The organism is Enterovibrio norvegicus FF-33, assembly GCF_000286835.2.
GTDB classification, from domain to species: Bacteria; Pseudomonadota; Gammaproteobacteria; order Enterobacterales; family Vibrionaceae; genus Enterovibrio; species Enterovibrio norvegicus_A.
In genome coordinates this window covers 2,546,717-2,566,545 of the sequence record NZ_AJYD02000038.1, presented here as the reverse complement: position 1 = coordinate 2,566,545, position 19,829 = coordinate 2,546,717, and the positions used below count along the sequence as shown (strand labels likewise).

Genomic DNA, 19,829 nt, shown 5'->3' with positions numbered 1-19,829 from the left:
GACGGTAAAGTCAAGCAACGAATTGAAGAAAAGTCATGCTATTTGATCTACACAGCCACACCACTGCGTCCGACGGACGCTTCAGCCCTGAAGATCTCGTGAAACGCGCTGTTGATTTTCGTGTCAATGTGCTCGCAATAACTGATCACGATACCACTGCGGGTTTGGCTCCTGCGAAAGCTGCCGTGGCAAAGCATGGGCTCCCTTTGCATATCGTCAATGGCATCGAGATATCGACCGTTTGGGAAAACAAAGATATCCATGTTGTGGGCTTAAATATCGACCCTGAAGCGCCAGAATTGGTTGCTTTGATTAATGCTCAAGCCATTCGTCGTGAAGCGCGCGCGGAATTAATCGCGGATCGTCTCGACAAGCAAGGTATGCCCGGTGCACTGGCAGGTTCGAAAGCGTTAGCGGGTGATGTATCACTGACTCGTGCTCATTTTGCACGCTGGATGGTTGAGCAAGGACACGTAAAAACCATGCAGGCGGTATTCAAGAAGTATCTTACGCGTGGTAACCCCGGTTATGTGCCACCGAACTGGTGCACGATAGACGAAGCGGTTGACGTTATTCACAAAGCGGGTGGTCAGGCCGTGATTGCGCATCCAGGTCGGTATAAACTCTCGGCCAAATGGTTGAAACGTCTACTTCAAACCTTTGCTGATGCTGGCGGAGATGGAATGGAAATCGCTCAACCGCAACAATCACCGAATGAACGTCGCCTATTGGGTGATTATGCCATTCAATTTGGGCTTGCTGGCTCCCAAGGTTCTGATTTCCATTACCCTTCTCCATGGCTAGAATTAGGGCGTAACTTATACTTACCGAAAGGTTGTTCGGAAATCTGGGAATCTTGGACGTTGCCGACGTTAGAAGTGCCCGTAAAGGAGGAAGTATGAGCCAATTTTTTTATGTGCATCCTGAAAATCCACAAGCGCGCTTGATCACTCAAGCCGTCGCTATTGTTCGCAATGGCGGTGTCATTGTTTATCCGACCGATTCTGGTTATGCCTTGGGCTGTCAGTTGGAAAACAAGATGGCGTTGGAGCGTATTTGCCGAATTCGTCGTTTGGATGATAAGCACAACTTCACCTTGCTGTGTCGGGATCTGTCAGAACTTTCGCTCTATGCGCGTGTTGATAACACTGCATATCGATTGATTCGTAATAATACGCCTGGTCGTTATACCTTCATTTTGAAGGCGACCAAGGAAGTGCCGCGCCGTTTAATGAATCCGAAACGTAAAACCATTGGTATTCGCGTGCCGGATAACCAAATTGCGTTGGATCTGTTGGAAGCCATGGGTGAACCGATTATGTCCACCTCGCTTATTCTGCCGGGCAATGATTTTACGGAGTCAGATCCTGAAGCTATTCGCGATCAGCTTGAGCATGCCGTTGATTGCATCTTGAACGGCGGATTTATGGGTGAGCAACCGACTACGGTGATTGATTTCAGTGATGATAAGCCTGAAATTCTCCGTCGTGGTACAGGTGATACCAGTCCATTCGAATAAGCTTGTATCTCTACTTCTAAGCGGTGGAGGTCAATCGGTCACACTGCAACGCAATATTTCCAGTGATGGCGGAGAGTAGTAACGAAATCCCGTGGTGTATTTGTGCCTATTTTGGCATAATACGCCGTTGCCTCTTTTTTGAGGCGTTTCTTTCCGACATCGACGCCTGTGAAGGCGACAGTAAGGTAAACGTAAATGAGTGAAAAATTACAGAAGGTGTTAGCCCGTGCAGGTCTCGGTTCTCGTCGTGAGATCGAAACCCTGATTCAAGAAGGTCGCGTCAGCATTAATGGTCTTGTTGCCAAGCTGGGTGATCGTCTCGATGACGTCAACGCTAACATTCGTGTTGACGGGCACAGTGTACAGGTAGCTGCGCCTTCTGAACTTGTGTGCCGTGTAATGGCATACAACAAACCAGAAGGTGAGTTGTGCACACGCAGCGACCCTGAAGGTCGTCGTACCGTTTTTGATCGTCTCCCGAAACTAAATGGTGCCCGTTGGGTGGCCGTGGGTCGTTTGGATGCGAATACATCAGGCTTGATGCTGTTCACCACTGATGGTGAATTGGCGAACCGTTTGATGCACCCAAGCCGTCAAGTACAACGTGAATACATGGTTCGCGTGTTTGGCGACGTCAACGAGCAGATGGTGAAGAATCTGGTTCGTGGTGTTCAGCTTGAGGATGGCGAAGCGCGTTTTGAAGATATTCAATACGCAGGTGGCGAAGGTTCCAACCACACATTCTATGTTGTGATCACTGAAGGCCGTAACCGCGAGGTTCGTCGTCTTTGGGAAACACAAGGTGTGACGGTAAGCCGCCTGAAGCGTGTACGCTACGGTGACATCTACTTGAACAAAGAGCTACCTCGCGGCGGCTGGATGGAACTTGAACTGGATAACGTTAACTACCTGCGTGAAATGGTGGAATTGCGTCCAGAGAAAGAAACCATGATCACGGTAGAAGCGCAGAAGCGTAAAGCACGTGGTCAGAAGATCCGTCGTGCAGTGCGTCGTCACGAAGAGCGTGTTGAATCAAATGAAACACGTAAGCCTCGTCGTGGTGGTCCGTCAGCGAAACCGGTGCAAGGTAATAAACCTGCTCAAGGCGGAAAGCCAGCACAGGGTCAAGGTCGACCAGCGTCAGGTAAGCCTGCTCAGGGTAAGCCAGGCCAAGGTAAACCAGCTCAAGGTAAACGCGGCAACGGTCGTCCGGGGGGGAATGCAACTCCGAACCGTGGTGGTCAATCGTCTTCTCGCCAGAAGCCTCAGGGCGGAAAACGCCAAGGGCGTTAAGCAAGAAAATATTGATATTAAAAAGCCAGCAGAGATGCTGGCTTTTTTGTGCCTGTTTTCTAGCCCGATTACTTAGGCTGCGCGTCGATGCACTGACCGTTAACGTCAATGCCTTCTGGCGCCATTAGGTAAAGGTACAGAGGCATAATATCCAGTGGTGATTTCAGTTTGCTTGCTTCTTCCGCAGGAAACGCAGAGGCGCGCATTTTTGTGCGTGTACCACCTGGGTTTATCGCATTCACTTTCACACTGGTGTTGCTCAACTCATCCGCCAACACTTGCATCATGCCTTCGGTGGCAAACTTCGACATTGCGTATGCGCCCCAGAATGCTCGCCCAGCGTGTCCCACGGTAGATGTTGTAAACACCAGGCGCGCGTCGTCTGATTTTTGCAGCAAAGGCATTAATGCTTGGGTCATCAGAAAAGTGGCTTTAACATTCACCTGCATCACTTCATCAAAGGCTTTTTCTTCGATCTGATCGAAAGGACTCAATACACCTAGCATGCCTGCATTGTGGAGCACACCGTCAATACGGCCGAATTGCTGCTCAATGGTGTCAACCATATCCAGATAATGCTGACGAGTGGCTCCTAGCATATCTAGCGGGATAATCGCGGGTTGAGGGAAGCCTGCGGTCTCAATTTCGTCATAGACGCTCTCTAGCTTCTTTACTGTGCGTCCTAGCAGAATAACGGTTGCACCATGTTGCGCGTAACTGAGTGCGGCTTGTCGGCCTATGCCATCACCTGCGCCAGTCACCAGAATGACTTTACCGTCTAATGCGTTGGCTGCTACTTGATACTCCACGTTACAATATTCCTTTTTATCTTCGGCGTTGCTGCCTGTTAATCTCAATGCCTGTTACTCGATCCGCGACCGCGTTTCGCTTCGGCTAAACTGCATTGTAAGATGGCAAACCTGTAATAAACAACACTCGAATACAAAGAAAACGACACCGAACTTGCACTTTGCGGGTAGTTGTTTAGTAGAATGGGAACATATAACTATAAATGAGGAATACAGTTTGGAATTCTTGCTTGATTACGGCCTGTTTTTAGCAAAGATACTGACGTTTGTCGTTGCAGTCATCGTGGTGCTGATTATCGCAAAAAGCGCTGGTGGCAAACAGGGTCAGAAAGGGGAGCTAGAAATTACGAACCTGACTGAAAAGCATAAAGATTTAATCCATTCTATGGAGTCTTATCTTTATGATGAAACGGCACTGAAAGCGCGAGATAAAGCGGATAAAAAAGCGGAAAAAGCGAAAGCAAAAGAAGCGAAAGCAGAAGCAAAGAAAATGACCGATTCCGTGTCATTGGAATCAAGCCGTAAACCGCATGTATTCGTGCTGGATTTCAAGGGCAGTATTGATGCTCGCGAAGTCACGGCATTGCGTGAAGAGGTCACGGCCATTTTGTCTGTCGCCAAAGAAGGTGATGAAGTGCTGGTGCGTCTCGAAAGTGGCGGCGGCATGGTGCATGCTTATGGCTTGGCGTCTTCTCAGCTTGATCGCATTAAACAAGCGGGTATTTCTCTTACTGCATCTGTTGATAAAGTGGCGGCGAGTGGCGGTTATATGATGGCATGTGTAGCGGATAAAATTATTGCCGCACCGTTTGCTGTTGTCGGTTCAATTGGTGTTATTGCACAGTTGCCAAATTTTAATAAACTACTTAAAAAACATGATATTGAATTTGAACAACTGACGGCGGGTGAGTTTAAGCGCACCCTCACCATGTTTGGTGAAAACACAGACAAAGCGCGCGAGAAATTCATGGGCGAGCTGGAAGAAACCCACACGCTATTTAAAGATTTCATTGCTGATCACCGCCCATCACTTGAGCTAGAAAAAGTGGCGACAGGTGAACACTGGTTTGGTAATCAAGCATTGCCTTTAGGCTTGATTGATAGCATTGGAACCAGTGATGACTATCTGGTGTCTGCAGTAAAAGAGAAAGACGTTTTGAGCGTGCGTTACGTTCAACGTAAAAAGCTCGCTGAGAAACTGGCTGGAGCCTCAGCAGAAGCGGCAGATCGTCTGCTGCTGAAGTGGATCAGTCGTGGTCAGCGACCAATCGTTTAGGAGTTGAAATGAACAACCAAAAGTGGGCGTTGTTTTCGTTCGAAGGCCGAATGAGACGCCGTGATTATTGGCTATACAGTGTGCCTGTACTTGTCATGGTGTTGCCAACTTTCTTTTATCAAGGCGGTCATGTAGTGCTAGATGCACTTTCAATCGCGATTTCGTTATTTGCGATTTATGCATCAGTTGCGCTCAATATCAAACGCTTGAAAGACAGAAATAAAAGTCCTTGGTGGCTTGTTGTGACTTTTTTGCCGTTAATTGGTCCTATCTTCGCCTTGGTCGAACTGGGTATTCTAGATGGCACTCCGGGCCCGAATCAGTTCGGTCCCGATCCGAAAGGTCGCGGTGATAAATCCGATCAGGGCGGTAATTCTGTCCGAGAAGACAAAGAAAAAGATACGGCGGTATTTGAGGGTTAACCTCATCGTCTAGACGAAAAAATGCCACCTGATAGGTGGCATTTTTCTGGTCAAGCTCAAACGCGCTAACTTATTGCAGCGTGTACTGTTTTGATAGTTGGTGAGCGAGATATTTGAACATGTTGAAAACTGCAGTGGTTTTAGGCGTAGGCAATCCGTTGTCGTCCAAAAAATATTCGCCTTTAAAAACCATTACACCTGCTTTTTCTTCCACTGAATTGGTGTGCATACCATCCAGGTAAGCATCGTGTTCTCGGATCATCTTGTTTGCCATGATTAGCAGATCTTCAGTGCTAATCGGTGTTTTCTCAGACATAATTTTCTCGAGTAAAGGGAAAAAGAGCGCCTATTATAGCGTGAGCAGTCTTAAAAGAGGACATGCTTACGAAAGCGTCGAATTGATATGTTTCTAGAACGCATTGTGTGAGCCAAGCCAGAAAAATTCGAAGTGAAATGGTAAATGGGTTGGCGTCAATGGTAATGATTAGCGCGCTTGCAAAAGTGAGACTACGCTAACCCTCCGATAAAGTAGGTTTATTGGTTACAAGTCGGTAACAAGTGCGGAAGCTGCGACCAATCGGGGGATTTTAGAAAGAAACTGGTTGATATTCAGATCGACTCGCTCAATATTGTAAATAGCGTCAGTCAGCATGGCATCAAGGTTTTCATGCGATTTGGACTGATAGATTGAATTTTTAACGCGAGGGCGTATTGGTCACTATGGGTAAATCTCTCGTTATCGTGGAGTCCCCGGCAAAGGCAAAAACGATTAATAAATACCTGGGCAAAGACTTCATCGTTAAATCGAGTGTAGGTCATGTTCGGGATCTGCCTACCGGTGCTGCTCAAGGCGGCAAAAAAGCGACGCCTATCTCAACCAAAGGGTTGAGTCCGGAAGAAAAAGAGCGAATTAAGAAAGACAAAGAGAAGAATTCGCTGATCAACAAAATGGGTGTTGATCCTTACCGCAATTGGAAAGCGAACTATCAAGTGCTTCCAGGTAAGGAAAAAGTGGTTTCTGAACTTCAAGCGTTGGCTGAAAAAGCAGATTTTGTTTATCTCGCGACGGATTTGGACCGCGAAGGGGAGGCCATTGCTTGGCACCTGCGGGAACTGATCGGTGGTGATGAAAGCCGTTTTAAACGCGTTGTCTTCAACGAAATTACCCAAAATGCTATCCAGCAAGCGTTCCAAGCGCCTGGTGAACTGAACATGGATGGCGTGAATGCACAGCAAGCACGCCGCTTCCTGGATCGCGTTGTGGGCTTTATGGTGTCGCCGCTTCTTTGGAAGAAAGTGGCACGTGGTTTGTCTGCAGGCCGTGTTCAATCGGTAGCGGTTAAGCTGCTCGTTGAGCGTGAGCACGAAATCAAAGCATTTGTGCCGCAAGAGTATTGGGATATTCACGCCGATACCACAACCGCTAGCCAAAATGTGTTGCGCCTAGTTGTTGCTCAGCAAAACCGTGAAGCGTTCAAGCCATTGAACGAAGCGCAAGCGATGGCGGCAACAGACGCATTGCAAAAAGCGACGTACAAAGTGGTGGACCGTGAAGACCGTCCAACCAGCAGTAAGCCGTCTGCGCCGTTTATTACTTCGACGCTGCAACAAGCGGCAAGTACCCGCATGGGCTTTGGCGTTAAGAAGACCATGATGTTGGCTCAACGTCTGTACGAAGGGGGTTATATTACCTACATGCGTACCGACTCGACCAACTTGAGCCAAGAGGCTGTTGAATCAGCACGTGAATTTATTGGTAGCGAATACGGCGATAAGTATCTGCCATCCGCACCACTTAAATATGGTTCTAAAGGTAATGCTCAGGAAGCGCACGAAGCGATTCGTCCTTCAAGCGTTGACGTGAATGCCGATGATTTGCAGGGCATGGACCCAGATGCTCATCGTCTGTATGACTTGATCTGGCGACAGTTCGTTGCGTGCCAAATGACACCAGCAAAATATGATTCGGGCACCATTAGCGTTCAAGCAGGCGAATTTACCCTAAAAGCGAAAGGTCGCACCTTACGTTTTGATGGTTGGACACGTGTACAGCGTCCTATGGGTAAAACCGAAGATACAACGCTTCCACACGTTGATGTAGGCGAGATCTTGACGCTAGATAAGGTTGACCCTAAGCAACACTTCACCAAGCCGCCTGCACGCTTTACAGAAGCCGCATTGGTTAAAGAGCTTGAGAAGCGTGGCATTGGTCGTCCTTCTACTTATGCATCGATCATTTCAACCATTCAAGACCGTGGTTACGTGCGTACTGAACAACGTCGTTTCTATGCTGAAAAGATGGGTGAGATTGTTACCGACCGTCTTGATGACAGCTTTGCTGATTTGATGGATTACGACTTCACTGCGCGAATGGAGGGGAACCTCGATAAAATCGCCATGGGCAGTGAAGACTGGAAACAGGTACTGAACAACTTCTTCAAAGCATTTACGGATGATTTGGGTAAAGCAGAATTGGAAGAAGCTGAAGGCGGCATGAAGCCTAACAGCATCGTCATGACTGACATCGATTGTCCAACCTGTGGTCGCAAGATGGGTATTCGTACCGCATCGACAGGCGTATTCCTTGGTTGTTCAGGCTATCAGTTGCCTCCGAAAGAGCGTTGCAAAACCACCATCAACCTGATGGATGAAGAAGGCATTGTTAACGTACTGGAAGAAGACGTTGAAACCGCTGCGCTTCGCGCCAAAAAACGTTGCCCTAAGTGCGAAACGGCGATGGACGCGTACTTGATTGACAAAGATCGCAAGTTACATGTTTGTGGTAACAACCCAAGCTGTGATGGCTACATTGTCGAGAAGGGTGAGTTTAAGCTCAAGGGTTATGAAGGCCCACTGGTTGAGTGTGACAAGTGTGGTTCCGACATGGTGCTGAAAAACGGCCGCTTCGGTAAGTACATGGGTTGTACCAACGAGACCTGTAAGAATACCCGTAAGATTTTGAAGAACGGCGAAATCGCACCACCGAAAGAAGATCCGGTGCATTTCCCTGAACTGCCGTGTGAAAACTCAGACGCATACTTTGTGCTTCGTGACGGTGCATCAGGTTTGTTCTTCGCGGCAAGTAACTTCCCTAAATCGCGTGAAACTCGAGCGCCATTAGTTGAAGAACTTGCACGCTTTAAAGATCGCATTCCAGAAAAATATCAGTATCTGGCCGATGCCCCAGCTGAAGATCCAGATGGACGCAAAGCCGTTGTTCGCTTTAGCCGTAAGAGCAAAGAGAACTACGTCCGAACCGAAGAAGAGGGTAAACCATCAGGTTGGACCGGTCTGCTGATAGACGGTAAGTGGGAAGTGACGGATAAACGTAAGAAGAAGTAGTATTCGCGTTTAAGCGTTGAATGTGAAAATTGAGAAGGCAGCCTAGGCTGCCTTTTTGTTATCCCGCTTTCTGAACCATTGACAATGCACTCGTACAAGCACGCAAAAGGCATTGTTCGATGTCGGATGCACAACTGCCACAGCCTGTACCCGCCAACGTTAACTCGCTGATTGTCTGTGTATCAATGGATGGATTTTCAGCAATGAGATTCTCGATATCACTTTGCGTGACTTGCTTGCAGGTGCAGATAATGGGAGAACGCGTTGCAAGGGAATCAGCTAAGAAAGCGTGAATATCCTGATGCGTAAAGTGAGATGCTAAAAGCTGTGCAATATCGGGTTGACGCAGCTCGCTATCAATATTGCAAAGGGAAAATGCCATTGTTGGTTTCAATTGCTGAAAAACAACCGCTCTTCTCTGCGCGGGCTGTCCACCTTGAATGATGGCATCCTCATCACCTACGAATGAGTCCAAAAGCGTGGCATATACCTCGTCGGTTTCGTTAAAAAATTGAAGTTGATAAACGTAGCCCCCTGAGACTTTCTGCTTTACCCAATATTCGGCACAAAACTGACTCAATTGCCTCTGTGAAAACGGTGATGAACGGCAGATTTGAAGGCTGGTTTTTACAAACATTGGCTGAACCATCACCGGTGTAGCTTTCAACTCAGGTTGCCCTGAAATTGGATCGGTAATCGCCGGAATGAGTGCGTCTGTTTTACCTCCTGAGCAGTGAGTTTGACTCCAGTGAATGGGAGCAAAGCATTGTCCTACCGGAACGTGACGAGTGACGCTTGCTCGAAATACTTGCGTACTGATATTGCTACTGACTTTTACCAACTGACCATCTCTAATGCCCCGATCGGATGCATTAAAAGGGTGGATCTCTAGCATGGGTTCACTGTCATGAGTGTTGAGAATGCTCGATAAACCTGTGCGAGTCATGGTGTGCCATTGATCCCTAATTCGACCTGTATTTAAGATAAGTCCATAGCGTTCGCTAATGGCATTGGCTGGAGGCTGATGATCAACAGTGATGAACTTTGCTTTTCCATCCGGCGTCGAAAACTGTCCATCACTAAACAAGCGTTCACTTTCGCCCGTCGTGCTGTTAACAGGCCATTGAATTGGAGACAGGTCGTTATACGCCTCATTGGTCATGCCGTTTAGCCCTGACAGGTTCAGCATTCTTTTACTTCTGTCTTCGTGACGATTTCCTATGTTGGTCTGTGCAACATACTCCCTGAAAATATCGGCCTCTGTCTGGTAATTAAAGGCGTCATGGAAACCCATTCGTTTGGCGACCTCGCTGACTATCCACCAATCAGGTTTGCCTTCGCCTGGTGTAGGTAGCAATCGACGCTGTCGAGAGATGCGACGCTCTGAGTTAGTCACTGTGCCTGATTTTTCGCTCCAGCCTTGAGCGGGTAAGCAGACGTTTGCGTGACGAAGCGTTTCTGTATCAGCAACACAGTCTGAAACAATCACGAGTGGGCAGTCAGATAAAATGCGATTGATCCTGTCGCTGTCAGGTAGGCTTACCGCTGGGTTGGTCGCCATCACCCAAATGGCTTTCACGTTTCCTTTTTCAATCGCATCGAACATATCGATGGCTTTTAGCCCTGGTTTGGTTGCTAGAGTGGGCGCTTTCCAAAAAATTTTCACCAGCGAAAAGTGCTCGTCGTTACCAAATTCAAGATGCGCGGCCAGTGTGTTTGCCAGCCCACCCACTTCCCGCCCACCCATGGCGTTTGGTTGGCCGGTAATTGAAAACGGTGTACTACCGGGTAGCCCAATACGGCCAGTGGCTAGGTGGCAATTAATGATACTGTTTGCTTTGTCAGTGCCACTCGTGGATTGGTTGATGCCTTGAGAAAACACAGTGGTGGTGAGCGGTGTTGAACAAAACCATTGATAGAAGGTTTCTATGTCCGTTGTTTTTAAGCCCGTCTCTAACGCCACCGACGTTATTGTGGAAAAACGTTGTGCTTGGGTAAGGGTTTGTTCAAATCCGACAGTATGAGAATCGATGTAGGTTTGGTTGATATGCTGATGTTTGACAAGGTATGCCAGTAAGCCGTTAAACAAAGCAATATCGCTGCCAGAAAATAGGGGGAGATGTAGGTCGGCTATCTCGCAACTACGGGTTTCTCTTGGGTCAATAACCACGATTTTGGTTCCGCGTTTTTCTTTGGCTGCTTTCAATCGTTGGTATATCACTGGGTGACACCAAGCAAGGTTAGAGCCCGTGAGTACAACGAGATCGGCTAACTCAATATCTTCATAATTACCGGGAACAATGTCTTCTCCAAATGCACGTTTGTGACCCGCTACGGCAGAGGCCATACACAAGCGAGAATTGGTGTCGATGTTTCCGCTACCGATAAACCCTTTCATCAACTTATTTGCTACGTAGTAATCTTCTGTGAGTAATTGTCCAGAGACATAAAACGCCACGGCATCTGGGCCATGTTGTTCAATGATTGATGAAAGTGATGAAGCGACATGGCTTAAGGCATCATCCCAACTGCAATTTTGTCCTTCAATGGACGGGGAGAGCATTCGGCCTTCTGTTGCGACAGTGTCACCTAGCGCCAATCCTTTTGAACACAATCGGCCATAGTTGGCAGGGTGTTGGCTATCTCCCCTGACTTCAAGCTTTCCAGAGGTGTGTATTTTCGCCTCGATGCCACAACCTACGCCACAATAAGGGCAGGTTGATTTTGTCCATTCTGATTGATTCTTTGACATGACGAGTTCATTCCTTTTTTCCTCTGAATGATCTCTATAAGCAATCACCACGCCATTAATACCATCTCTTTGTTTTTATTTTTTCACATCGATTAAACGGTGTTTTTATTGTTTCTTATGATGATATTTAACGTCATTCCATTTAATGAGAATAAAATGCTTTGTATTGGTGCAATATAAGGTTCTCTTTTTGGTGCGGAATATTTCTATTGCGCACTATTAACGAGCAGTGATGTTGAGTGTGTGAGTGTTTTTTATTTTTCATATCCCTCATGGGTGTTATGAGTGTTATTAATTCATTAGTAAAATCATTAAATTGAAAGGTGTGATGATGTCTATTTTAATTACTGGCACTTAAATTGCTGATAGCTAGATATATTCGGCAGGTCTTTTTGAAAAGATGGCTTTTAGCAAAGAAAGTGAGAGGCAAGGATGTCCGACAATTCAACAGATAAACGGCGAGCTTCTTTAATGACCGCTAAACATCAGAATAGTGGCAAGGTATATCTTGTGGGCGCAGGGCCTGGCGATCCCGATCTCATGACAGTGAAGGCGCTTCGGTGTATTCAACAATCAGACGTCATTGTGTATGACCGTTTGGTTAGCGACGAAATAATCGCATTAATCCCATTCGGGAAAAAACATATTTTTGTCGGTAAAGCGAAAGATAAGCACAGCGTTTCTCAGGCTGACATTAATTGCATTTTGGTTGAAGAAGCAAAAAAAGGGAAAACCGTCTGCCGACTTAAAGGCGGCGACGTCTTTGTATTTGGTCGTGGCGGAGAGGAGATGCAGGTACTTCATCGAGAAGGTATCTCTGTTGAAGTCGTTCCGGGTATTACCGCGGCGAGCGGTTGTACTAGCTATGCGGGTATTCCTTTAACACATCGGGGCGTTTCACAGGGTTGCACATTTGTCACCGCACATTCAGAACATGACCTCGAAGTGAATTGGTCTGCCCTCGCATCACTCAACCAAACATTGGTGTTTTACATGGGTCTATCCAAGCTTGAATTCATCTGTCATGAGCTTCTTGCCGAGGGTCTCTCCGCCACAACACCTGTCGCCGTTATCGAAAAAGGCTGCACCTCAGATCAGCGTGTTTTCATCAAAACACTTTCAGACATTCACGCTTATATCGCAAATAAAGGTGTTCAGTCACCGGCACTCATCGTGGTCGGTCATGTGGTATCGCTTGCCTCCGAACTGGATTGGTTTGTCGTCCAATCGCAAGAACACATTGAAAAGCTTTCAGCATAGGGAAAGGATTATGGACAAGAAACGCATTGTCGTTGTTGGGAATGGCATGGTAGGGCACAGGTTCATCGAGGAACTGTGCGACAGAAACAATAACAACGAATTTGAGATCATCACGTTTTCGGAAGAACCTCGTCTTGCTTACGACAGGGTGCAGCTAAGCAGCTTTTTTAGCGGTAAAACAGCCAATGATCTGATGCTAACCAGTGAAGAAGCGTATGACGACAAAGGCGTCCACTATTACTTGAATGAAAAAGTGGTCGCCATTCAACGAGAAAATAAATGTGTAGTGACTGACAAAGGGCGCGAAGTTGTTTACGACAAACTCGTGCTTGCAACGGGCTCATATCCATTTGTTCCGCCAATCCAAGGTAACGATCAAGCGCATTGCCATGTTTACCGAACGATAGAAGACTTGGAAGCCATCCGAGCATCCGGTGACACAAGTCAGGTTGGTGTGGTTGTGGGCGGGGGATTGTTAGGCCTAGAGGCCGCGAACGCGATACAGAATATGGGTCTTGAAACCCATGTGGTTGAGTTCGCACCGCGTCTAATGGCGGTACAGCTTGATGATGGCGGCGGTGAATTACTTAAGCAAAAAATCACCTCGCTTGGCGTGACTATTCACACGGAAAAGGCGACTAAGGCAATCTCGGCTGGCAATGCGTCTCGCTACAAACTGGAATTTGCCGATGGCAGTGAATTGGAAACCGATGTCGTTGTGTTTTCGGCCGGTATTCGTCCTCAAGATGCATTGGCTAAGGCTCATGACCTAGCGCTTGGTGAACGTGGCGGCATTGTCGTCAACGATAGCTGCCAAACCAGTGACAGTGATATTTATGCCATTGGTGAGTGTGCCTTATGGGAAGGACGCATTTTCGGATTGGTCGCCCCGGGTTATCAAATGGCGAGGGTTGTTGCAGCGAAACTGTGCGGAGAAGAGGCTGCGTTTAAAGGCGCTGACATGAGCACTAAGTTGAAGTTATTGGGTGTTGATGTTGCCAGTATTGGTGACGCGCATGGCAATACGCCGGGAGCACAGTCTTACACCTTCTCTGACGGCATTGAGCAAGTCTACAAGCGTGTGATTGTGTCTGAAGATGGAACCAAACTGTTGGGTGCGGTGCTGGTTGGCGATGTAGAGAGCTATTCCCACTTATTGCAAACCATGCTCAACGATTTGCCGTTACCTGAATTCCCATCAGTACTTTTGCTTTCCGACGGAGCCGCTGACTCTGATACTGGGTCGGCAGGGCTTGCAAGCTTGCCGGATACTGCGCAGATATGTTCATGTTATGACGTTACCAAAGGGACCATAAAAGCGGCTGTGGCTGCAGGTTGTTCGTCCATGGCGGAATTGAAAGCAGAAACCAAAGCATCTACCGGTTGCGGCGGCTGTGCAGCGTTAACCAAGCAAGTCATGGACACAGAACTGGCCGCGTTAGGCCATGAAGTGAACAACGACCTTTGTGAGCATTTTCACTACACACGCCAAGAATTGGCGGACATTGTTCGCATCAAGAAAGTGAAAACTTTCGATGACTTGCTTGAAAGTCACGGGTCAGGTCTTGGTTGTGACATTTGTAAACCCACCGTAGGGTCGATTCTGGCGTCATTTTGGAATGACTATGTGCTAAAAGACGAGCACATCGGTTTGCAAGACACCAATGATAACTACCTCGGTAATATGCAAAAAGACGGTACATATTCCGTCGTGCCACGTGTTGCGGGTGGCGAAATTACACCAGACAAGCTGATTGTATTGGGACAGGTCGCCAAACAATATGATCTGTATACCAAAGTCACGGGCGGTCAGCGTATCGACTTGTTTGGTGCGCAATTGCACGAATTGCCTGACATTTGGAAAATTTTGGTTGATGCGGGGTTTGAAACTGGTCACGCCTACGGTAAATCCGTACGAACAGTGAAATCATGTGTGGGCTCGACTTGGTGTCGCTATGGCATCGATGACAGTGTCGGTTTCGCCATCAACATCGAAGACCGCTACAAAGGCCTCAGATCGCCGCACAAGCTCAAATTCGCTGTGTCAGGCTGTACGCGTGAGTGTGCGGAAGCGCAATCAAAAGACATCGGTATCATCGCCACTGAAAATGGCTGGAACCTCTATGTCTGCGGAAACGGCGGCATGCGTCCTCGCCATGGTGATTTATTTGCCTCCGATCTTGATCGTGTTGATTTGATCAAATACATCGACCGCATTTTGATGTTCTACATCCGCACCGCTGACCGTTTACAGCGCACGTCCGTTTGGCTCGAAAACCTCGAAGGTGGGTTGGATTACCTCAAGCAGGTGGTCATTGAAGACAAACTTTCGATTGCCGACGAGCTAGAAAAAGAAATGGCTGAAAGCCTCGGGCAATATCAATGCGAGTGGAAAACCACCATTGAATCGCCAGAAAGGCTCAAACGCTTTAAGCACTTCATTAATAGCGAGCAAGCCGACAGTGGGTTGAAATACATCACTGAGCGGGGGCAAAGAGTACCCGCGCCAGCTGAAAAAGAAACATTGGCAGATGGCGTCGGCGTTCAACAGGCTGAGAAAGTCCAACGTATTGATGTTGTTGAGATACAAGGTTAGGGAGACGGAAATGACACAATGGCAAACGATTTGTCGTAAGCAAGATTTGGTTAAAAACACGGGTGTTTGCGCGTTATTTGATGAAAAACAAGTGGCGATTTTTCTCTGCGGTCAAACAGATACCTTGTACGCCATCGACAATTTCGACCCAATTGGTAAAGCCAATGTTTTGTCTCGAGGAATGCTTGGCTCATCGGGTGATAAAACCGTGATTGCGTCACCGCTTTATAAACAGCATTTCTGCCTCGAAAGCGGTGTGTGCATTGAAGATGACTCGATCTCCGTTGGTACGTATTCAGTGAGATGCCATGAAGGAGATGTGCAGCTGGCTGCGATGGGTTAATAGCTGAAAACGTGACCACTTAGCCGATTAATCAAGGAATAAAAAATATTGCCGTGATGGCGTTGTTCAATCAGCGCCTTATCGCGACGGGCTAACTGTGTCCCAGAAATAGGAATAGAGATTTTGATTGCGGAAATTAAATTCCGCAATGCCAGGGATTATTAATTGATGAGGATGTCGAAATGTCAGGAAGTGAGAAATTCAACCTATTTTCATTTACAGGGAAAATGAAAATACTCCATTTAAGTTGGTTTGCATTTTTTATTACGTTTATGGTGTGGTTTAATTTCGCACCATTGCTTCAGTCTGTAAAAGAATCATTGGGACTCACCACCGCCGAGATCAAAACCCTGCTTATTTTAAACGTGGCATTTACTATTCCGGCTCGGGTGGTCGTTGGTATGCTAACGGATAAATATGGCCCTCGTATTGTTTATTCACTTTTACTCGCCATTTGTTCGATTCCCTGCTTCGTTTTTGCCCTATCCGACAACTTCGTACAAGCGGCGATTGCACGTTTTGCACTTGGCTTAATCGGCGCCGGTTTTGTTGTTGGTATTCGTCTTGTGTCTGAGTGGTTCCCGCACAATGAACTTGGTACCGCTGAGGGTATTTATGGGGGCTGGGGTAACTTTGGTTCTGCCGCAGCAGCCTTCACGTTGCCGACTGTCGCTCTAATGTTTGGTGGCGAAGATGGTTGGCGCTATGCCATGGGTATCACAGGCTTGATGAGTCTGCTGTTTTCCTTTGTGTTTTATCGCAGCGTAACGGATACACCAAAAGGTGCGACCTATTACAAACCGAAGAACGCGGGTGCAATGGAAGTCACATCAAAAGCTGACTTCTACTTGTTGCTGTTGATGAAAATGCCGATGTATGGCGCGCTAGCGCTACTTGCATGGAAGCTTTCGCCATCAGGTATTGGTATGTTCTCTACGACAGTCGTCACCATGATTTACGTCGGTCTCGCGCTGATCTATGTGTTCGATTCACTGCAAGTGTGGAAGGTAAACAAGCATATTTTCAAAGAGGCCGTGCCTGAAATTCATCAATACAAATTCAAACAAGTCGCAGTCTTGAACATCTTGTACTTTGCGACGTTTGGTTCAGAGCTTGCGGTGGTATCAATGCTGCCCCTGTTCTTCTTAGAAACGTTTGAGCTCACACCTGTGATCGCTGGCATGGTGGCTTCTGCTTACGCCTTTATGAATTTGATGTCGCGCCCGGGTGGCGGGTGGCTATCTGATAAATTTGGACGCAAACCAACACTGCTTATTCTTACTGCGGGCTTAGCGTTAGGCTACTTAGTGATGGGACAGGTTGACGGTACATGGCCTGTCTGGTTGGCCGTGGTTGCGGCGATGGGGTGTTCTTTCTTTGTTCAATCTGGCGAAGGTGCCGTGTTTGCCGCTGTGCCTTTGATCAAGCGTCGAATGACAGGCCAAATCGCGGGTATGACAGGCGCTTACGGTAACGTTGGTGCAGTGGTATATCTAACCGTTTTATCGCTGGTGGACTACAGCACCTTCTTCCTGATTATTGCTGGTACAGCAGTGGTTGGATTTATCACGCTACTCTTTATGGAAGAGCCGTCAGGGCAAATTGCAGAAGTGAATGACGATGGCAGTATTACCATGATCGACGTAGCAAAAGCGTAAGCGATGAAACCAGAAAGTCATTCAACGGCAGCGGATTGCAGTGCTGCCATTTCACTCGCTGGGAAGCAGGGTCAGCCTGCTTCCCAGCTTGTGGTTCGCGCGGGTGGTTGTTCAGTCGCGGGCATCAAAGTACCTAATCAAGATGCCTTTGCGGTTAGCATCCCTAACAAACTCAGTGAGCTTAAACATAAAGGTGTGGTTGCAGCGATTGCAGATGGCGTGAGTTGTAGCGATATCAGCCAAAAAGCCAGCGAAATGAGCGTGACGGAATTTATTGATGATTACCTCGGCACGCCGGTGACATGGACGGCAAAAGCCTCTGCGAGCAAGGTGCTCAAATCGCTCAACCATTGGTTATATCATCATGCTCAACAAGCTGGAACATCCTCCAGTGCCATGGTTGCCGCATTTTGCGGCGCTGTGGTGAAATCTAACACTGCCCATGTTTTTCATGTGGGAGATTGTCGCGCCTATCTGTTTCGTCATCACACGCTTACTCCTCTGACACAAGATCATCGCCATTACACTGGAAAGACACAACATCATTTGACCCGCGCGTTAGGCATCGATAGCCATCTCAACGTCGATTATCGGTCAGTAGCGGTTGAGCGGGGCGATATTGTGATGATGTCGAGTGATGGCCTGCATGATGTGTTGCCTGATAAGCAGATCGCTGATCGCTTAGAGGGTATCGAAGAAAATAGTGATCTTCAGTTAGTCGCGGAAAATTTAGTCTCAGATGCGCTGGCAGCAGGCAGTGATGACAACGTTACCTGCTTAGTGCTGACCATTGATGCTTTGCCTTCTGCGACATTTGATGAAGCAATAAGAGAGTTGTCGGAACGCGTCATTCCGCCTGTTTTGCGTGAAGGAGTGAAGATCGATCACTATGAGGTTGTCCGTGTACTTTACAGCGGCAGTCGAAGCCACATTTATCTGGCACGCAGTGATCTGGATGGTAAACAGTACGTGTTGAAAATGCCGTCGCAAAACTTTGCCGATGATGCGGTTTATCTCGCTGGATTTATCCGAGAAGGATGGATTGGTGAGCAAATCAAGCAACCCGGTGTGATGAAAATCCATCCGCCATCTCAACACTCACCGTTTCTCTACCATGTTTGCCAATACCTTGATGGCATGACGTTTCGAGAGTGGATGGTAGATTTCCCATCACCCACGTTGTCTCAGGTGCGCACTTTGGCGAAAGGAGCAATTCGTGCCATGCGTGTGTTGCAGAGAATGTCGGTGGTGCATCGTGATATCAAGCCAGATAACCTCATGGTCGACAAAGACATGAATGTGACGCTAATTGATTACGGCACCGCGCAGGCTGATGGGTTAAACGAATTGGGTGAGAACATCGAAGAAGGCTATCCAGTCGGCGATCTAAATTACGCAGCGCCGGAATATATCAAAGGACAGAATGCGACATTAGCGTCTGATGTGTTCTCGCTTGGAATGACGATTTATGAACTGCTCACTGGACATTTGCCATACAAGCCTGTTAATGCGGCAAACCCTCGTGCGGCGCAGCAGAACGACTATGTGCCAGCGACAGTATACCGGCCTGATATTCCTGATTGGTTTGATGCCGCGTTAAAAAAAGCGTGTCATCCGATCCCTGCGGCTCGTTATCAGGTGCTGTCTGAGTTTGAGCAAGATCTGTTGAAGCCAAACCGCAAATTGGAAAAGGCTAACCAATCGCGGTCTTTGTTGGAGAAAAACCCGCTCCGATTTTGGAAAGGGTTATCGGTGATGTTGTTTGTGCTGGTGTTACTGCAATTTGGTCTATTGATCAGTTAACACATAACATCCAATACTTATCGTCAAATCTTCTCACGCATTAACGCTGTGCTGTCAGCGCGAGCATCGCGCCAATGCCGATGAAAGTGCCTCCAAATGTTCTCGGTAACCACTTAGATGTGGTAAGGCTTTTCGATCGTTTTAAGGCTTTTACTCCCCAATATCCGTAGCCAGATAAACAGGTGATTGAACAACACATCAAGGTCACCACCAAAATTGAAAACTGTGGGATCAAAGGCTGGCTTATTTCAATGAACTGCGGAAAGAGTGCCGTGGTAAACACGATAGCTTTAGGGTTCGTTAATGCAACCAACACGCCTTGGAGATAATAGCTGCGTGTCTTGTTTGTGTCAGGCGCATCGGAGAGTGAAATCTCGATGCCATTTCGCCAAACTTTGATGCCAAGGTAAACCAAGTAGCAGGCGCCCAGCAGTTTGATGACCATAAACGCGGTGGCAGAACTGAGAACGAGTGCGCTCAAGCCCAGCACTGAAAATGACGACATGATAAACAAACCAGTAATATTACCAGCGACAGTGAACAAGGCTTTTCCTAGCCCAGAACGCAGCGAATGCGTCATCACCAATAAGATAGCAGGGCCTGGAGAAAGGGCTGCGAGGAAGGCAATAGAGAGAAACGCGAGCCAGGTTTCAACCGTCATTTTGTTCCATCCTTGTTATATTTTCTGAGCGTGAGATGCGCTGTTAATCCATCACATCATTGTTCGGGAGAAATTGAAATAGTGACGTGTTGTTA

General features: G+C 47.5%; 15 protein-coding genes. 11 read left to right on the top strand and 4 right to left on the bottom strand.

From position 1 onward, the window contains the following. The first annotated feature begins 35 nt into the window (after positions 1-35). From rnm to rluB, 3 genes are all read left to right on the top strand, one after another. On the top strand, positions 36-902 hold the full coding sequence (gene rnm, locus A1OO_RS19365) for an RNase RNM (protein WP_016961319.1): 867 nt from the start codon (positions 36-38) through the stop codon (positions 900-902). Beyond that, positions 899-1,519 carry an L-threonylcarbamoyladenylate synthase gene (locus A1OO_RS19360; RefSeq protein WP_017004142.1) on the top strand — a complete coding sequence of 207 codons (621 nt, stop codon included), beginning with the start codon at positions 899-901 and terminating at the stop codon, positions 1,517-1,519. Before rnm ends, A1OO_RS19360 begins: the two co-directional genes overlap by 4 nt. A gap of 195 nt (positions 1,520-1,714) precedes the next feature. Then, positions 1,715-2,812 (top strand): 23S rRNA pseudouridine(2605) synthase RluB, encoded by a 1,098-nt coding sequence (gene rluB / locus A1OO_RS19355; protein ID WP_016961321.1) that lies wholly within the window; start codon positions 1,715-1,717, stop codon positions 2,810-2,812. A 68-nt stretch (positions 2,813-2,880) separates the two neighbouring features. On the opposite strand, the gene A1OO_RS19350 is transcribed toward rluB, so the two are convergent. After that, positions 2,881-3,621, bottom strand: a complete 741-nt coding sequence (locus A1OO_RS19350; protein ID WP_017004141.1) for a YciK family oxidoreductase — start codon at positions 3,619-3,621, stop codon at positions 2,881-2,883. 217 nt (positions 3,622-3,838) lie between these two features. On the opposite strand from A1OO_RS19350, the gene sohB reads away from it, so the two are divergent. Then, complete coding sequence (gene sohB / locus A1OO_RS19345; protein WP_016961323.1) at positions 3,839-4,897, top strand: protease SohB; 1,059 nt, start codon at positions 3,839-3,841, stop codon at positions 4,895-4,897. An 8-nt stretch (positions 4,898-4,905) separates the two neighbouring features. Next, positions 4,906-5,319, top strand: a complete 414-nt coding sequence (locus tag A1OO_RS19340) for a DUF805 domain-containing protein (protein WP_016961324.1) — start codon at positions 4,906-4,908, stop codon at positions 5,317-5,319. A gap of 70 nt (positions 5,320-5,389) precedes the next feature. Here A1OO_RS19340 and A1OO_RS19335 read toward each other — a convergent pair whose 3' ends face one another. Next, positions 5,390-5,635 carry a YciN family protein gene (locus A1OO_RS19335; protein WP_017004140.1) on the bottom strand — a complete coding sequence of 82 codons (246 nt, stop codon included), beginning with the start codon at positions 5,633-5,635 and terminating at the stop codon, positions 5,390-5,392. A gap of 404 nt (positions 5,636-6,039) precedes the next feature. On the opposite strand from A1OO_RS19335, the gene topA reads away from it, so the two are divergent. After that, the gene (topA, locus tag A1OO_RS19330; RefSeq protein ID WP_016961327.1) at positions 6,040-8,661 is read left to right on the top strand and encodes a type I DNA topoisomerase; all 2,622 of its coding nucleotides are present in this window, start codon (positions 6,040-6,042) and stop codon (positions 8,659-8,661) included. A gap of 58 nt (positions 8,662-8,719) precedes the next feature. Here topA and A1OO_RS19325 read toward each other — a convergent pair whose 3' ends face one another. Next, positions 8,720-11,413, bottom strand: a complete 2,694-nt coding sequence (locus A1OO_RS19325) for a nitrate reductase (protein WP_017004139.1) — start codon at positions 11,411-11,413, stop codon at positions 8,720-8,722. A 471-nt stretch (positions 11,414-11,884) separates the two neighbouring features. On the opposite strand from A1OO_RS19325, the gene cobA reads away from it, so the two are divergent. The 5 genes from cobA (at position 11,885) to A1OO_RS19300 (ending at position 19,073) form a co-directional block, all read left to right on the top strand. Next, on the top strand, positions 11,885-12,673 hold the full coding sequence (gene cobA / locus A1OO_RS19320; protein WP_083248053.1) for a uroporphyrinogen-III C-methyltransferase: 789 nt from the start codon (positions 11,885-11,887) through the stop codon (positions 12,671-12,673). A gap of 10 nt (positions 12,674-12,683) precedes the next feature. Then, positions 12,684-15,269, top strand: coding sequence for a nitrite reductase large subunit NirB (nirB, locus tag A1OO_RS19315; RefSeq protein ID WP_017004137.1), 2,586 nt, complete (start codon positions 12,684-12,686; stop codon positions 15,267-15,269). Positions 15,270-15,279: 10 nt separating this feature from the next. Next, entirely contained in the window at positions 15,280-15,612 is a 333-nt protein-coding gene (gene nirD, locus A1OO_RS19310; protein WP_016961331.1) for a nitrite reductase small subunit NirD, read from the top strand. A 182-nt stretch (positions 15,613-15,794) separates the two neighbouring features. Beyond that, on the top strand, positions 15,795-17,270 hold the full coding sequence (locus A1OO_RS19305) for a NarK family nitrate/nitrite MFS transporter (RefSeq protein ID WP_016961332.1): 1,476 nt from the start codon (positions 15,795-15,797) through the stop codon (positions 17,268-17,270). Positions 17,271-17,273: 3 nt separating this feature from the next. Continuing rightward, positions 17,274-19,073, top strand: coding sequence for a bifunctional protein-serine/threonine kinase/phosphatase (locus tag A1OO_RS19300; protein ID WP_017004136.1), 1,800 nt, complete (start codon positions 17,274-17,276; stop codon positions 19,071-19,073). A gap of 40 nt (positions 19,074-19,113) precedes the next feature. On the opposite strand, the gene A1OO_RS19295 is transcribed toward A1OO_RS19300, so the two are convergent. After that, positions 19,114-19,734: a LysE family translocator gene (locus tag A1OO_RS19295; RefSeq protein WP_016961334.1), complete on the bottom strand. Its 621-nt coding sequence runs from the start codon at positions 19,732-19,734 to the stop codon at positions 19,114-19,116. Between the last annotated feature and the right edge of the window lie 95 nt (positions 19,735-19,829).

Bases quoted from the DNA above. Each gene is read 5' to 3' on its own strand.
- A1OO_RS19360 (WP_017004142.1), top strand. From the start codon at position 899: ATGAGCCAATTTTTTTATGTGCATCCTGAAAATCCACAAGCGCGCTTG.
- rnm (WP_016961319.1), top strand. From the start codon at position 36: ATGCTATTTGATCTACACAGCCACACCACTGCGTCCGACGGACGCTTC.
- A1OO_RS19295 (WP_016961334.1), bottom strand. From the start codon at position 19,734: ATGACGGTTGAAACCTGGCTCGCGTTTCTCTCTATTGCCTTCCTCGCA.
- A1OO_RS19305 (WP_016961332.1), top strand. From the start codon at position 15,795: ATGTCAGGAAGTGAGAAATTCAACCTATTTTCATTTACAGGGAAAATG.
- nirB (WP_017004137.1), top strand. From the start codon at position 12,684: ATGGACAAGAAACGCATTGTCGTTGTTGGGAATGGCATGGTAGGGCAC.
- cobA (WP_083248053.1), top strand. From the start codon at position 11,885: ATGACCGCTAAACATCAGAATAGTGGCAAGGTATATCTTGTGGGCGCA.
- rluB (WP_016961321.1), top strand. From the start codon at position 1,715: ATGAGTGAAAAATTACAGAAGGTGTTAGCCCGTGCAGGTCTCGGTTCT.
- nirD (WP_016961331.1), top strand. From the start codon at position 15,280: ATGACACAATGGCAAACGATTTGTCGTAAGCAAGATTTGGTTAAAAAC.
- topA (WP_016961327.1), top strand. From the start codon at position 6,040: ATGGGTAAATCTCTCGTTATCGTGGAGTCCCCGGCAAAGGCAAAAACG.
- A1OO_RS19300 (WP_017004136.1), top strand. From the start codon at position 17,274: ATGAAACCAGAAAGTCATTCAACGGCAGCGGATTGCAGTGCTGCCATT.
- A1OO_RS19335 (WP_017004140.1), bottom strand. From the start codon at position 5,635: ATGTCTGAGAAAACACCGATTAGCACTGAAGATCTGCTAATCATGGCA.
- A1OO_RS19340 (WP_016961324.1), top strand. From the start codon at position 4,906: ATGAACAACCAAAAGTGGGCGTTGTTTTCGTTCGAAGGCCGAATGAGA.
- A1OO_RS19325 (WP_017004139.1), bottom strand. From the start codon at position 11,413: ATGTCAAAGAATCAATCAGAATGGACAAAATCAACCTGCCCTTATTGT.